This window comes from Pseudoalteromonas ostreae (genome assembly GCF_018069805.1).
Lineage (GTDB): Bacteria > Pseudomonadota > Gammaproteobacteria > Enterobacterales > Alteromonadaceae > Pseudoalteromonas > Pseudoalteromonas ostreae.
Genome location: NZ_JAGPYN010000012.1, coordinates 41064 through 55436, shown reverse-complemented (window position 1 = coordinate 55436; position 14373 = coordinate 41064). Strand labels below are relative to the sequence as shown.

General features: G+C 40.4%; 14 protein-coding genes. 7 read left to right on the top strand and 7 right to left on the bottom strand.

The features are described 5' to 3' along the window. Positions 1 to 560: 560 nt before the first annotated feature. The 3 genes from J7338_RS11220 to J7338_RS11210 form a co-directional block, all read right to left on the bottom strand. Positions 561 to 1148, bottom strand: coding sequence for a hypothetical protein (locus tag J7338_RS11220; RefSeq protein ID WP_210797138.1), 588 nt, complete (start codon positions 1146 to 1148; stop codon positions 561 to 563). Between the two features lie 144 nt (positions 1149 to 1292). Next, a complete protein-coding gene (locus tag J7338_RS11215; protein WP_228732969.1) occupies positions 1293 to 1853 on the bottom strand; it encodes an AHH domain-containing protein in 561 nt (186 codons plus the stop codon). Between the two features lie 185 nt (positions 1854 to 2038). Further along, positions 2039 to 3169 carry an alpha/beta hydrolase gene (locus J7338_RS11210; protein WP_210797137.1) on the bottom strand — a complete coding sequence of 377 codons (1131 nt, stop codon included), beginning with the start codon at positions 3167 to 3169 and terminating at the stop codon, positions 2039 to 2041. Between the two features lie 655 nt (positions 3170 to 3824). Between J7338_RS11210 and J7338_RS11205 the strand changes: the two genes are divergently transcribed. Together J7338_RS11205 and J7338_RS11200 are read left to right on the top strand one after the other, a co-directional pair. Further along, positions 3825 to 4856, top strand: coding sequence for an NADP-dependent oxidoreductase (locus J7338_RS11205; RefSeq protein ID WP_210797136.1), 1032 nt, complete (start codon positions 3825 to 3827; stop codon positions 4854 to 4856). A gap of 46 nt (positions 4857 to 4902) precedes the next feature. Continuing rightward, the gene (locus J7338_RS11200) at positions 4903 to 5520 is read left to right on the top strand and encodes a glutathione S-transferase family protein (RefSeq protein WP_210797135.1); all 618 of its coding nucleotides are present in this window, start codon (positions 4903 to 4905) and stop codon (positions 5518 to 5520) included. Between the two features lie 52 nt (positions 5521 to 5572). On the opposite strand, the gene J7338_RS11195 is transcribed toward J7338_RS11200, so the two are convergent. Both J7338_RS11195 and J7338_RS11190 read right to left on the bottom strand, forming a co-directional pair. Next, positions 5573 to 6241: a response regulator gene (locus J7338_RS11195; RefSeq protein ID WP_210797134.1), complete on the bottom strand. Its 669-nt coding sequence runs from the start codon at positions 6239 to 6241 to the stop codon at positions 5573 to 5575. Beyond that, entirely contained in the window at positions 6234 to 7571 is a 1338-nt protein-coding gene (locus tag J7338_RS11190; protein WP_228732968.1) for a DUF4118 domain-containing protein, read from the bottom strand. Before J7338_RS11190 ends, J7338_RS11195 begins: the two co-directional genes overlap by 8 nt. 189 nt (positions 7572 to 7760) lie before the next feature. On the opposite strand from J7338_RS11190, the gene J7338_RS11185 reads away from it, so the two are divergent. From J7338_RS11185 to J7338_RS11170, 4 genes are read left to right on the top strand one after another with little or no spacing between them, the layout of a single operon-like run. Next, a complete protein-coding gene (locus tag J7338_RS11185) occupies positions 7761 to 8060 on the top strand; it encodes a hypothetical protein (RefSeq protein WP_210797133.1) in 300 nt (99 codons plus the stop codon). Continuing rightward, the gene (locus J7338_RS11180; RefSeq protein ID WP_210797132.1) at positions 8048 to 8308 is read left to right on the top strand and encodes a hypothetical protein; all 261 of its coding nucleotides are present in this window, start codon (positions 8048 to 8050) and stop codon (positions 8306 to 8308) included. Before J7338_RS11185 ends, J7338_RS11180 begins: the two co-directional genes overlap by 13 nt. Positions 8309 to 8320: 12 nt before the next feature. Further along, entirely contained in the window at positions 8321 to 8974 is a 654-nt protein-coding gene (locus J7338_RS11175; RefSeq protein WP_210797131.1) for a potassium channel family protein, read from the top strand. A gap of 2 nt (positions 8975 to 8976) precedes the next feature. Then, positions 8977 to 10341, top strand: a complete 1365-nt coding sequence (locus tag J7338_RS11170; protein ID WP_210797130.1) for a TrkH family potassium uptake protein — start codon at positions 8977 to 8979, stop codon at positions 10339 to 10341. A gap of 83 nt (positions 10342 to 10424) precedes the next feature. Here the strand turns inward: J7338_RS11170 and J7338_RS11165 are convergent, their stop codons facing one another. Further along, entirely contained in the window at positions 10425 to 10751 is a 327-nt protein-coding gene (locus tag J7338_RS11165; protein ID WP_210797129.1) for a YkgJ family cysteine cluster protein, read from the bottom strand. Between the two features lie 45 nt (positions 10752 to 10796). After that, entirely contained in the window at positions 10797 to 12746 is a 1950-nt protein-coding gene (locus J7338_RS11160; protein WP_210797128.1) for a RecQ family ATP-dependent DNA helicase, read from the bottom strand. A 267-nt stretch (positions 12747 to 13013) separates the two neighbouring features. On the opposite strand from J7338_RS11160, the gene J7338_RS11155 reads away from it, so the two are divergent. Next, positions 13014 to 14318 carry an NAD(P)/FAD-dependent oxidoreductase gene (locus J7338_RS11155; protein ID WP_210797127.1) on the top strand — a complete coding sequence of 435 codons (1305 nt, stop codon included), beginning with the start codon at positions 13014 to 13016 and terminating at the stop codon, positions 14316 to 14318. Positions 14319 to 14373: the final 55 nt, after the last annotated feature.

The window sequence follows — 14373 nt, the reverse complement described above, 5'->3', positions numbered from 1 at the left end:
TAAATTATTACTGGTGAAGATAGTTAAGATCGGGTAATTATCTTCGCCAAACGACAACAAGCGACTGGGTCGTTTTTCTGCTGTGAACCATATCGAGTTTCTACTTACAGTAGTTTTTATCATAATGGATAACTTCTTACTACAAATAGCTTTCTGCCTTTAAAGTTTAAATTACTTTAGGATGAAAACGACCTAACGGCTCGATTTCCTGACTATACGAGAAACTGGTAAACAAGCTGAAGAAAATCAAAACAACGACGATCTGTTTTTCGCTCATTAGGGACTGTCAGATAAAATCAAAACACTCTTTTCAAACTGAGATGTGGACTACTAAAAATTTGTTGTTAAATTTTTATGTAAGAGAAATTGGTAAAAACAACCAACAGAAAAGCTGTTAAAGTTTATTGGCATATAGCATCCGATTTATTTCAGGAATTAAAAGACCCACAACCATGTGGATATTGAAATTACTAAAATATAATAGCTATTTTTTAAAAGGTAGATTTTATTTTCGTTTTATATAACGCTGCCTAAATAATATTTTCTTTATCTAAATTAACTTAATTAGAAAAAATATTATCGAGATCTTCGTCAATATAAACACCCGTTAATCCATTGTCTTCTACAGCAGATTTAAACTTATCAGTACAATACAAACAAGAACCACCTGTAAATTTACTCTTAAAAACAGGCTTATTTTTTACATCATCATTTATGAAAGCAATCTTGATATAATCTAAAGGATAACCATCTAAATATTCGCGTTCACATTTGGCTTCATCTTCTAGTCCAAATGTACGCAAGTTAAAGATTACAATAGGTTCACCATCAGCTTTTGTTTCAATAAACTCACCTAAAGGCGCTAATAAATCTTTTAAAGCTTCATAAGCATTCATCCGAAGAGCGATAAACCCATCCATGATACTTATATCGTAGTTATCTTTTAGATAACCAGGTAAAAAAGACAACTCATAACCTTTAGGCCAATACTCTAATAAAGAGTCATTATTCATATGGATATCAAGTAGAAACATGCAAGCATCTTGATTAGATGGCAACATTGGTTGTATTTTTTCAGCGAATGAAAGTATGTCCCACTCAACCATGTCGTAAGAATTAGTAACAGGCTTTAACGAGAACAACTTCATGATTTGCCATCCCAATTAGCATTTTTACGCATCATAACGCTGGCTGGCATCATATGATTTTTAATTTTTATTTTCACGCCACGTAATGCATTTATGAAATCGAGCTTATTTACTTTGGTTCTTAAACTAGTAGACACCCACACTTCATAATTCCCACACTTCATAATTATGGCGATGCAGCCTTCTGTGAGAAACAGTGTCAGGCGTAGCCCAATCATCTGACTTATTTTTTTCAAAGTTTCTTAGCCACACCCCATTCGTTGGATCATTAATACCAATACCAAACGAGTGCATTCTTAAACGCGTAGCATATGTAAGGCGCTGTCTATAACGTCCCTTACCACACACAATATGATGCGCTTCATGATATGAAGTCGGTTTTGGCTCGCCTGCCGCTCGTAAAAACTTAGCAAGTTTTTCCGTCGGATGATGCTCTTCTTCTGCTAGCTCTTTAACAGAAGTACCTTCGTTTTCTGCGCGGTAAGACTCTAAGCTTTGTTGCGCAATAAGCAAGTGCTCTAAACGCTTGCGTTCTTTTTGTAAGTGGTCGTAATCTCTTTGCAGCTTTTCCTTAGACGCAGCAGATTTACGGCGCTTATCGTCGTAGTGTTTTTTGGCTAGTAATTCATAATTATAAATAGCCATTTCCAAAGGACTGGGGTTACTTGGTCGATCTGGCATTGGGTAGCGCTGTAGTTGAATCATCCTTAAATCCTTAAAATTTCCTTTTATTGGCGAGTAAAATAGCAAATAGACTATTAAGGTGCAATTATAAACGTTACACACCAAATAACTGAGATCATTTTATTGCTTACAATGAATTACTAAAGTCACAACCAGCGCTTTATTGATTGTTAGCTGTATTACTTTACAGGCTACTTAATGACCATCTATTTTTTGCTTAGCTTCAAGTCCATATTTTGCGCCTTGATCTCAGCGATAAAAATTGAATTATTGGCGACAGCCAGTTCCAGCGCACGCTCAGATGCAATTAACGCATCGGGTAAATTCTTATTCAAACTGTAAGCTGTTGCTAAACTATCCCACAATATCTCAGAATTAGGAAAAGTCTCAGTACCTTTTTCCAAAATTTCAACGCCCCATCCTAGCTTACCTTCATACGTAGCTTTGAGCCCATAAACATTATACTGATGTGCCGATAAAGGAAATGCATAACCGAACTCTTTAGCTTTATCCTCATAAAACTTTATTAGGTTCGACAGAGGCATGATATCAATCTCAGGTACCGCATTCCAATCAGAAAAAATAGCTTGTAACCCTTTTGCCATTCCTACTACGGGAGTGGTGTCGTGTGTTTCATTGGGGAACCTTGCGTAATAATAATAAAGCCCTGATTTTGATTTTTTTTCCAATGCCAATAACATGCGATCAAAAGCTTCGGGCATTTCGTTCGGCTCACTTGCCATACTTAGAAACCACCGAAAAGTTTTTGCTCCACTGGTTGAGTGCTTCTTTTCAAAGTCTGCAACTATTGTAGCTTCATCCCACCAAAGACTTGGGCTAATCGATATCGCAGCATTAAATTTAGTATTACCTTTAACTGCAAGGTAACTGGTATATAAACCAGAAAGTGAGTGGCCTGCGATAATATAATAAGGCGCAACTCTATATTGCTTATTAAGTTGGTTTAATAACTCTTCTTGTAGGAAACGCGTGAGTAAGTCAGCTTTACCGGCTCGACCGACAAATGCTTCAGGCTCAGTATGAGTAAAAAATGCTAATCTATTTTTTAGACTTACACCTACAACAATCATTTCCGGTACTGCTGCATAAGTGCTGTAAAAATGCGCGCTAGCTGCCGCGTGATTGAATTGAGTGGCGCCATCTAATACAACCAGTACAGGGTATGAAAAGTTATCAGAATGTCGATAAGTGTCTGGTAATGATATCTGAACGGTAACGTCTTTTCCTAGGAATTCAGAACTTAGACTCAAACGGTCATACTGCGCAAGAGCTTGAGTAGAATTTAAAAAAAATAAAACGATTAATATAAATCTCATTGGATACCTTTAAAGTTAATGGCTTATTCAACACTATTTAGGTGGTTTATAACACACCTAAACGGCGTTTAGTTAATAATGTTATCAGACAAAATTAGGATTCGACTCATCAAAACAGGAATAAATTTAACTTTTTAATGACTATATCTCCCTCAAACCTGCCCTATAAACTTTAAGGGTCTAATTAATTCATTCACAACATCCCGCATAAATGTAGATCGCTCCCGATGCTGTATTAATTGCAAAAAAGATATAGTATTGACTCAGTGTTTATGGGTTTCATGTATCAAACTATTGGTAGCTCAACACGCTGATTCTAAACCCTATCAGAAAGACCCAAATAGGGAACGAGAGTACCTCCTCTGTAGCCCTTGCTAAATATGGCTCTGCATTCCAGCCTTGTAAGAAACCATTCCAACTTTGGAACAGAAAGAACACTTGTTCCCAAATGGCAGTAAATAGTGTCACTGTTGCATTGCTGCAAAAGTGATTCTCCGTATAGCGATAAACTAATCTATGCTAAGTGTTGAATTTACTAAGCACAGCCCTAAGTTCATTACTTAAGCATTTAACTCGCTGCAAATACCATAACGACTGAGCATTTAGATTTACAGTTGTTATGCAGCATTTTCTTAACTCGATACGGAAAACAATTATGCAAGCTATCTCAAACAAGCAATTTACTCTTAAATCTCGCCCGCATGGCGCGCCAACGATTGATAACTTTGCACTTAAAAGCGAACAAATGCCTGAATTACAACAAGGTGAAGTATTACTACGCACTATTTATTTATCACTCGACCCATACATGCGCGGTCGTATGAGTGATGCCAAATCATATGCTGACCCTGTTGAGATTGGCGATGTAATGGTGGGTGCAACCGTATGTCAAATTGAGCAATCAAATAACGACAAGTTTGCAAAAGGCGATTGGGTACTAGCCTATACAGGCTGGCAGGAATATGCGATTTCAAATGGCGAAGGCTTAATGCCATTAGGTAAAGAGCCAAGTAACCCATCGTATGCACTGGGAATTATGGGTATGCCTGGTTTTACTGCTTACATGGGGCTACTAGATATCGGCGCACCAAAAGCAGGTGAAACAGTGGTGGTAGCCGCAGCAACGGGCCCTGTTGGTGCCACTGTTGGGCAAATTGCAAAACTCAAAGGTTGCAAAGTAGTCGGTGTGGCAGGCGGTAGTGAAAAGTGCCTATACGCCATTGAAAAGCTTGGCTTTGATGCCTGTATTGATCACCGAGCTGATGACTTTTCCTCGCAATTAGCTAAAGCCTGTGATGCAGGTATTGATGTTTATTATGAAAATGTGGGCGGAAAAGTCTTCGATGCCGTATTACCATTATTAAACACCGCTGCGCGCGTACCATTATGTGGCTTAGTGTCTCAATATAATGCGACTGAGTTACCACAAGGGCCCGATCGCATGGGTGCTCTGATGGGGCAAATTCTCTCTAAGCGCATTCGTATGCAAGGTTTTATAATTTTTGATGATTATGCCCATCGTTATGATGAATTTGCCACTGATATGAAAAAATGGCTTAGCGAAGGAAAAATTCATTACCGTGAACATTTAGTAACCGGGCTTGATAATACAGTGTCTGCTTTTAACGATATGCTGGATGGCAAAAACTTTGGCAAAACTGTAATACAAGTTAACCAGCCACTATAAACTTTATTTTTCAAGCGCAGTTATTACTGCGCTTACAAGGAATACTATGATCAAGTTACATCATTTAAATAAATCCCGCTCTAAACGTATTATTTGGTTACTCGAAGAGCTAGACGTTGACTACGAAATTGTGGCTTATCAACGCAACAGTGAAACCTTTTTAGCTCCTGATGAGCTTAAAACGATTCATCCACTAGGCAAATCCCCAGTGATTGAAGACAACGGTCAAATTATTGCTGAATCAGGCGCCATTACTGATTATTTAATCACTGAGTATGGTAACGGCAAGTTTGCGCCTAGTCGTGATAGTAAAGACTATATTGACTACCAGCAATGGCTACATTTTGCTGAAAGCTCTGCCATGGTGCCATTTTTGTTGAAGTTATTTATTACCAAAGATGGCTGTAAAACTAATTTTATTGCCGACTACGCTGATCACGAAATTGGCAAAATTTTAAGTTATATCAACCTAAAACTAACGGGAAAAAACTACCTAGTAGGCGAGCAGTTAACTGGCGCCGACTTTATGCTGTCGTTTGTGGTTGAAAAAGTAGCCGAAACTGGCGCTATTAGCCACTTCCCTGAAATTGCCCGCTACTTAGAGCAATTAAAAAGCCATGAAAAGTACCATACAGCAGATGAGCTAGAAGCAAAATACGCTTAAGCCCTTACCAGTGCAAGCTTAAAAGGGGTGTAAAGCCCCTTTACACCCTTTGTTAATCAACTAACCTGTAGCCTACCGCCGGCTCTGTAAGTAAATGCTTTGGACTGGCGGGGTTTATTTCGAGTTTTTGCCTTAGCTGAGCCATATGCACACGCACATATTCAGGGCGGTTAATATACTGCTCTCCCCATACATGACTTAATATCGCATTGTGAGTGAGCACTTTATCTTTGTTTTGTAGCATTAACAGTAAAATTGCATATTCTTTTTTGGTAAGTTTAACTTCTTGCTGCGCGAGTGTAACAGTGTGTTTATGTGGATCAATGGTAATGTTGCCGCAGGTTAAAGCTAAACTCGTTTGCGTATTAGTACGTAATAACACGCGAATTCGCGCCAGTAATTCATTAGCACTAAAAGGCTTGGTGAGATAATCATTAGCGCCATTATCAAGGGCGGTGACTTTTTCAACTTCACCATCGCGTGCTGAGAGTACCAGCACTGGCAACTGGCTCCACTGCCTAAGTTCTAGTAGCCAATCTTGGCCATCCATATCTTGTAAGCCTAAATCAAGCAGAACTAAGTCGAAACTTTGCTCACTCAGCAATGCAAAACCATCCAGCCCTTTTGCTCTAACATTCACTTGATAACCACTGGCAGCTAATAACGTTTTTAAAAAGCTCTGCAGTGGTGGTGAATCTTCTAAAGCTAAAATATTAATCATTTAACTTACTCCATACTAAGCAGGCAGTAGCACTTTGTTGTTGCTCATTAATATCTAAAGTAAAACTTCCATGGTGAAATTTAGCCACCACATCACAAATGACACTGCCTAAACCAACACCTTGATCAGTGCTTGTTGGCGGTAATGTTGCCAATTGATTAGTAATACACAATTGATAGTCAACTTGCTGCGTATGTTGCTGACTATTGAAGCTGAGATCCGCGTGACCATCACCATAGCGGCTGGCATTTTCAAACATATTCGCTAAAGCAATTTCAAGCAAGGTGATATCCCCTTCGCAGCTGTCTTGTTCACTTATTTGTGTAACGAGCTGAAAATCAAATAACAGCTGCTGACGACGCGCTTGAGCTTCGCTGATCAAGGTTTGCAAGCTAATGGCTTGCCATTGCAAGTCTTCGCCCATTTTATTGACCCGACTAAGCTCCATCACTTTATCAAAATGTTCGTTAAGAATTTTACTTTGCTCATAAATATTACGCGCTTGCTCTGCGGCCATTGCCTCGGTGAGTACAATTTTTTCATCCGCGAGCATGCTCGATGCGCCCATGATCGTTGCAAGTGGGGTTCGTAAATCATGCGACAAACTGCGCAATAAAGCATTTTTAGCTCTCTCAAGTTCTGCTTGCACAGAAATAGCAGCCGATTGCTGGCGTAACTGCGTGTTCTCATGAGCCTGATATAACACTGAGATTGCAGTGTTTAAAAATGCACTTTGTTCCTCATCAAGTTGCTGCGATGCAGTAAAACCGCCCCAACGACTATCAACTTCACCGATCGCAAAGTAATTTATTGGTAGCCCTTGCTGAGCTGGTATAAGTTGCAGCCAATCAAGTTGAATCTGTAAATGTTGCTCAATCGCCGTTTGAAAATAGCCGCGCTGACGATCAATTTCATCGAGGCCATTTAAACCTTTGGCAAGCTCATACAAACAACTGGTGTTACTGGCATGGCGTTTAATATCACTAATTTTTCTTGTAAGTTGACCTGCTAATTGGCTTATCACCAATCCCACGATCAGCATGACCGCAAAGGTCACCATATACTCAATATTTTCAATATGAAAAGTGAAATACGGGGTAACAAAAAACCAGTCTGTGCAGGCCACACTGACTAAAGTGGTAATTGCCGCTACGCGACGATTACTGCGCAGCGCCACCAAAGTAACCCACAATAATTGCAGCATCACAATATCTGTGGTGGTAAACCAATCTCGCACCGGAAAAATAGCCAACACAATCAGTATTGGCATTAGTACACTCGCAGCAATTGCACTGAGGTATTGTTTTATCTTCATTTTATCGCTCTTCATAGACTCCCTCTTAGCTTACTGTGATTACTAGGCAGGGACTATAAAGTTTTTATAAAGTTTTTTGCTCTAGATATTAAATCTTTATAAAGCTTTGCTTTGCAACGCTGACTTTACTATTTCTTACCGTATATTTAGCGCCACTTTAGTAATTGCTGCTTACCTAGTGTCGGTATTTGATAAGGCGTATTGATGATAAATTGGAAAATCACCTTAAGACTACTCGCCTTTCCAATTATTTGGATGGGGGTTGTACAATTGGTATTTGCCGCCCTTTCATTATTTATTTTTAAAGATCGGGTTATTGGGGCTTTTCTTATTCCTGCTGCAACAATGATCTGCGTTGCTTTAGTGCTACTGATCAATTTACGAAAAACGGATTTAACCACAGCAATATTAAACAGCCACTTCACCCAAGAGCGATATTTACACTTAAATATCAAGGCTCGCCCGTTAAAGCAGATGTACGCCATGCAATTATGGCATTTATGACCTTTGCTGCTGATTCAAGCTTACTGTTTATAATGTTGCTTATGGCAACGGGTCTGGATTTTTGGAACGCATTTACTGCGGGAGCTGCATGCGTCAATGTACTTGGCCCTGGGTTTAGTGAAATTAGCGCTAACTTTCAACCTGTTTCAGACACCGGTATTTGGATACTCTCGGTCGCTATGATCGTGGGTCGGTTAGAATATTTTACTGTTTTTGCACTTTTTACTCATAGTTTTTGGAAAAAATAACGAAGGAATAATATGGCACATTTTACAGTTATTGGTTTAGGCCGCTTTGGCATTGCAGCAAGCTTGGAGTTGATCCATTTAGGACACACAGTGACTGGCGTTGATAGCAACCCAAAACTCGCCGAAAAATATGTTGAGCACTTATCAGAGACAGTGGTATGCGATTCAACGGATGAAGCGGCGCTAAAAGAGCTCGATTTAGCAAATAGTGAAACGGTGTTAGTCGCGATTGGTGAAGATATGCAGTCCAGCATATTGTGTACCTTAGCACTAAAAAATTTAGCGGTTAAACAAATATGGGTTAAAGCCAGCACCAAAGCGCATCATACGATTATATCAAAGTTGGGGGTCACGCGTATTATTCACCCAGAAGAAGAAATGGGAGTGCGCGTTGCACAAGCGCTAAACTACCCAATAGTGAATGATTATATTTCCTTAGGTAATGGTTTATACGTGGTAGAAGTGAGTATCAAAGCGCATTTACATCAAACACAATTAGGCCATTTACTAAAAGAAATCAAAGCGTCAATTGACCCGCTACTGGTTAAACGAGGCAAACAAACATTTGTAAAATTAACAGATGACTTTGAATTGCTCGAATACGACACGCTGCTGTTATCTGGTAACCGTGTACAATTAAACTATCTTGCGCCAAGGCTGTTATAACCATGGTTTTATGGCACCCACTAAAAACTGCTATCGAGCACAGCCCTAGCGGCAATAAAAAAATCAATGCTGCACCGCCGCTTATTTTGTGCTGCAGCTTTTTGATATTAATCGCACTTGGGGCTTTAGCATTAAAGCTGCCTTTTGCCACCAATGAACCTATTTCGTGGATACAAAGTGCCTTTACTGCAACATCGGCGGTAACCGTCACTGGATTAGTTGTGGTAGACACCGGGTCCGCATTTACGCCTTTTGGACAAGGGGTGATCGCGCTATTAATTCAACTTGGTGGTTTGGGTTTGATGACATTTGCAGTGGTAACCTTGCTGGCACTGGGTAACAAAGTTGGCTTTATTCAAAAAACAGTGACTAAAGCCGCTTTTAATCAAACAGATACATCAAAACTTTTGAGTACGGCAAAATCAGTGTTGCTTTTTGCCATCATTGTTGAGTCACTCGGTGTTGTTATTTTAACGCTGTACTGGCTCCCTGAACTGGGCTTACAAACCAGCTTTTTCCATGCGTTGTTTTATACCATCAGTGCATTTAATAATGCGGGGTTTGCGCTTAGCCCCGATAGCCTGATGCAGTATGTTGACGATCCCGTGATCAATTTCACTATTACTGGTTTGTTTATTATCGGTGGCCTAGGTTTTACGGTTCTTATGGATGTGTATAAATCAAAACGTTGGGCAGCCCTTAGCACCTATAGTAAGTTAATGCTGATCAGCACGGTTATCATCAATATTGTCGCGCTGGTGCTGATTTACGTTATTGAATATGACAATCCAAAAACACTGCAACCCTTGTCAGAAGTCGGTAAATGGTTAGCTGCTTGGTTTCAAGCCGTAACACCGCGTACAGCTGGATTTAATACCATTGCTATAGAAGAGCTGAGAAATGCCAGTACCGCATTAATAATGATGTTAATGTTTATTGGTGGAGGCTCACTCAGTACCGCAAGTGGTATAAAAGTAGTGACTTTTGTGGTGTTGATTTTAGCGACTTACAGCTACTTACGCCGCGATAAAGGCGTTACCGTGTTACGCCGAGAAATCGACAAAGAATCAGTTTATAAAGCACTGGCTTTAACCCTTGTTTCAGCGGGTATAGCATGGCTGGCTATTTTTACGTTACTGATTGTTGAAGATGCGCCTTTTTTAGATGTCGCCTTTGAGGCTGTGTCTGCACTTGGCACTGTAGGATTGTCTCGAGGTTTAACTGCTTCTCTTTCTCCGCAGGGCGAATTTATCATTATGTTTTTAATGTTTATGGGAAGGATTGGCCCCTTAACCATTGCCTACTTTTTAGCGAGTCCTCGCAGTAGGAAACTAAGGTATCCAAGCGCACAATTATCGATTGGCTAATAAACCTGAGCTCGGGATCAGCTATTTTTAACCCGAGCTCGAATATTTTACTAGGCGATAATAACAACTACACCAGTTAAAAACTAAATGCCCGCCAATTCACGCTCAGTTATACACTCCCCGGACGCCATCTCAAATTCGCGGCAAACCAGTGGGCGGTTTTCATAAATAGAGCACATTAAGGTATTGCGGTCGAGCGCTTGGCACCAGCCATCGTCGGCGCGTTTCATCACTTCGCTGCCCCATTTATCATACTCAATATAATGAAATGGCACACCGGTGTCGGTCACAATACGCACTTCTAACTGACAACAGCATGCTTGGCAATTAGCACAAGTAACAGGCTCAGGAGCTGATGTAATATTTTTTACTGCAATGACGGTTTCATCGGGGTGAACAATCTGGGGCATAAAGGCTTACTTTTAAGAATAAGCCCCTAGCATACCTGAGTGAATTTAACGCGCCAGTAATTTCGTTTTTATTTCACTGTAGCGTTGCTGTTCGCACAAACCAAAACCACTGAGTTGACGCACTTTGTTACGCGCAAATAACGGCACGCTCATGCCCGCTAAAAAGCGGCATTGGGTTTCAATACCTATATTATGCATACCTTTACTGGCCAGGTGACTAAGTAACTCATCAACTTTTTGATAAATTACAGCATCGTCAACAAAGCGATGCTCTAATGAATACTCAAGTGTTACAGCTTGGCCTCTACATACTGAGCAATGCCCGCATTGCTGTGGCGCTTGATGGTCGTCAAAATAACGAGCAAGGTTATAGCTCAAACAGCTTTTTAGCTCAAAAAAGCGAATAAGTGCCGCAATACGTTTGATCTCCGCTTGCTCTTTATCAACAAAGTAATCGTGTAACTGCTTAGCCAGCTCAGGGTTATTGATCACCTCATTATGTACTTGATAGACTTGGGTGATTCGCTTTGTTTCAAGTGCAATTAAATTCTTCTCGGCTAAATAATCAAGCGCTGCAACAACGCGTTTGCGATCCACCTGAGCGGCTTGGGTAAGCGTGTCAAAATTTAGTGTGCCCCAGATTTTTTTAAACTGGGTATGGCCAAATATTAACTGTAAAAATGCTTGTCTATCAGCATCAAAGTGACCAAGTAAAGCGGCTTTATCAACCAAAAACTTATATTTAAAGTCGGCGTAATAAGCATAAAGTGGTGTTATTGCACCTTGCATTTCCAATTGTACTAACAAGGTTTTAAGCGCTAATTGGCGAATATTACTATCACTTGAAAGGCTGTATTCTTGCATTTCCCATTGCTGACTTTGTTTTGAGTGATCGCTTTGGTGTTGGCGGATATCGTTGAGCACATGCTCAATACCACTAAGCTCTGGGGTATCGCCATAAACAAAGTTTTCAACCGTGTTTAAGCCATCTAAATTAGCCAATGTAAAACACTGCGATGGTTGTCCATCTCTCCCTGCACGACCAATCTCTTGGCTGTAGTTTTCAATCGACTTTGGTAAATCATAATGAATAACAAAACGGATATCTGATTTATCAACCCCCATACCAAACGCAATCGTGGCCACTACGACATTAATTTTACCCGCCATAAAATCATCTTGGATACCATAACGCAAGGTATCTTCAAGCCCAGCATGATAAGCCACAGCGTGTAAGCCTTGGCGACTAAGCGCTTCAGCGACTTGCTCTGCACTATGTTGCAAGGTCACATAAACAATCCCAGGGCCGGTTTGCTCGCGCACAATATTAGCCAATGTACTTGCTTTATCAGCGCTTTTCACGCTGAGTATCGATAAGTCTAAATTAGCCCGATAAAACCCAGTTTGTACAATGCATTCTGGCGCTATTGCAAAACGCTCACTCATATCACGCTTTACTTTTTTAGTGGCGGTGGCCGTTAATAATAATACCAAGGGAATATTGAGCTCATCACGATAGCGCGGCAGTTTTAAATAATCAGGCCTAAAATTATGGCCCCACTCGGAAATACAGTGAGCTTCGTCAACCACCAGCATTGAAATAGCCACTTGGTTAATAAATTCACGAAACCGCTCATTCTTAAAACGTTCTACCGACACCATTAAAATTTTCACTTTACCGGCACGCACATCGCTCATTACAGTGTGGCTTTGCTCAGCGGTTTGACTCGAATCAAGGCTTGCGGCATAAATTCCTTTGTTATTTAAAAAGCTGATTTGATCTTTCATTAATGCCAATAATGGCGAAACCACTAAGGTTAAATTCGGCAAGTGCAATGCAGTTAACTGATAACACAATGACTTACCAGATCCAGTGGGGAAAATTGCCAATGATGATTGGTTATTTAGCAGTTGCTCTATGGTTTGCTGTTGACCTTGGCGAAATTGACTAAACCCAAAGTGTTGCTCAAGTGAAGAAAGTATCGATCCGCTCATAATATTTCCCTTTATTCATATTCCCTAATAAAGGAAATCATAGTTTGAAAATGCAATGTTTGCCATGGTAACGTTTTTTTGCTTTATTTTCTTGGCTTATCTATTTGTTCCTATTAAATTTTACTGACAAATTGTGGAAAAAGGCGCATTATAAATGCGTTGCTTGAAAAGGTATTTTGAACATTTTTGTTCAGCTCAATACCTAAATGTTCTATACGTTTCATCATCATAAGAGCATTTAGGTATAATTCTTTTGAGGGCAATGAAATGATAACCACACATCCTAAAATCGTGATCATCGGTGGCGGTGCCGGCGGCTTAGAGCTCGCAACGCAATTAGGGCATAAACTAGGCAAGAAAAAACACGCAGATATTCTACTAATTGATAAAAATCGCACCCATATTTGGAAGCCTTTGCTGCACGAAGTGGCAACAGGTTCTATAGATGCCGATTTAGATGGCGTAGTTTACTCAGCACACGCAGCAAAACATCATTATAACTTTCAACTGGGTACTTTCTGCGACCTTGATAACACCAATAAAACCATCACACTCAGTGCCTTTAATGACGAACTTGGCCATCAAATTTTACCACAACGCACCGTTCATTATGACTATTTGGTGATTGCCGTCGGCAGCGTCAGTAACGACTTCAATACACCCGGAATTAAAGACCATTGCTTTTATCTTGATTCAAACCAACAAGCGGAACGCTTTCAACACGCGCTACTTGATAACTTTACTCGGTTACACCAAGACAACGACCCACAACATACGCTAAATGTTGCTATTGTTGGTGGTGGTGCCACAGGCGTTGAACTCTCAGCTGAGCTGTATCATGTTTCTGAGTTATTAAAACTTTATGGTTTGACAAATATGTCGGCAAAGCGCTTACACATTCACTTAATCGAAGCAGGCCCGCGTATTTTACCCGCCCTACCAGAGCGTATAGCAAACTCAGCGAAAAGAGAGCTACTAAAGCTTGGTGTTAACGTTCGAGAAAACACCCAAGTAAAGCAGGCAACAAATCAAGGATTCATCACTAAAGATGATGAACACCTCGATGCCGACATTATGGTATGGGCAGCGGGTGTAAAAGCCCCCGATTTTATAAAAGATCTCGGGATTTTTGAACTAACTCGTAATAACCAAATCATGGTGAACGACTATTTGCAAAGTAATAGCGATGACACCATTTTTGTATTAGGTGACTGTTGCGCGTTTACACAAAAAAATGGCAAATTAGTACCGCCTCGTGCGCAATCAGCCCATCAAATGGCACAATGTGTTGAAAAAAACCTAATTGCGACACTACGCCAACAGCCGTTAACTGGCTTTGAATACAGCGATCATGGTTCGCTCGTCAATTTGTCACGCTACAGTACCGTGGGGAGCTTAATGGGCAACCTCACTAGTAATAGCTTTTTTATTGAAGGCAAGATAGCCCGCTTTATGTATATTTCGCTCTATCGCATGCATCAACGCGCCATCCACGGCAGCGCCAAAACCTTTGCATTATGGATCAGCGAAAAAGTGCTCCGGGTCGTTAGACCAAAGATGAAATTACATTAAGCAACTAATGAGAGTAAGTGGAGCCGCCGCTTCACTTACACACTCAATAACCATA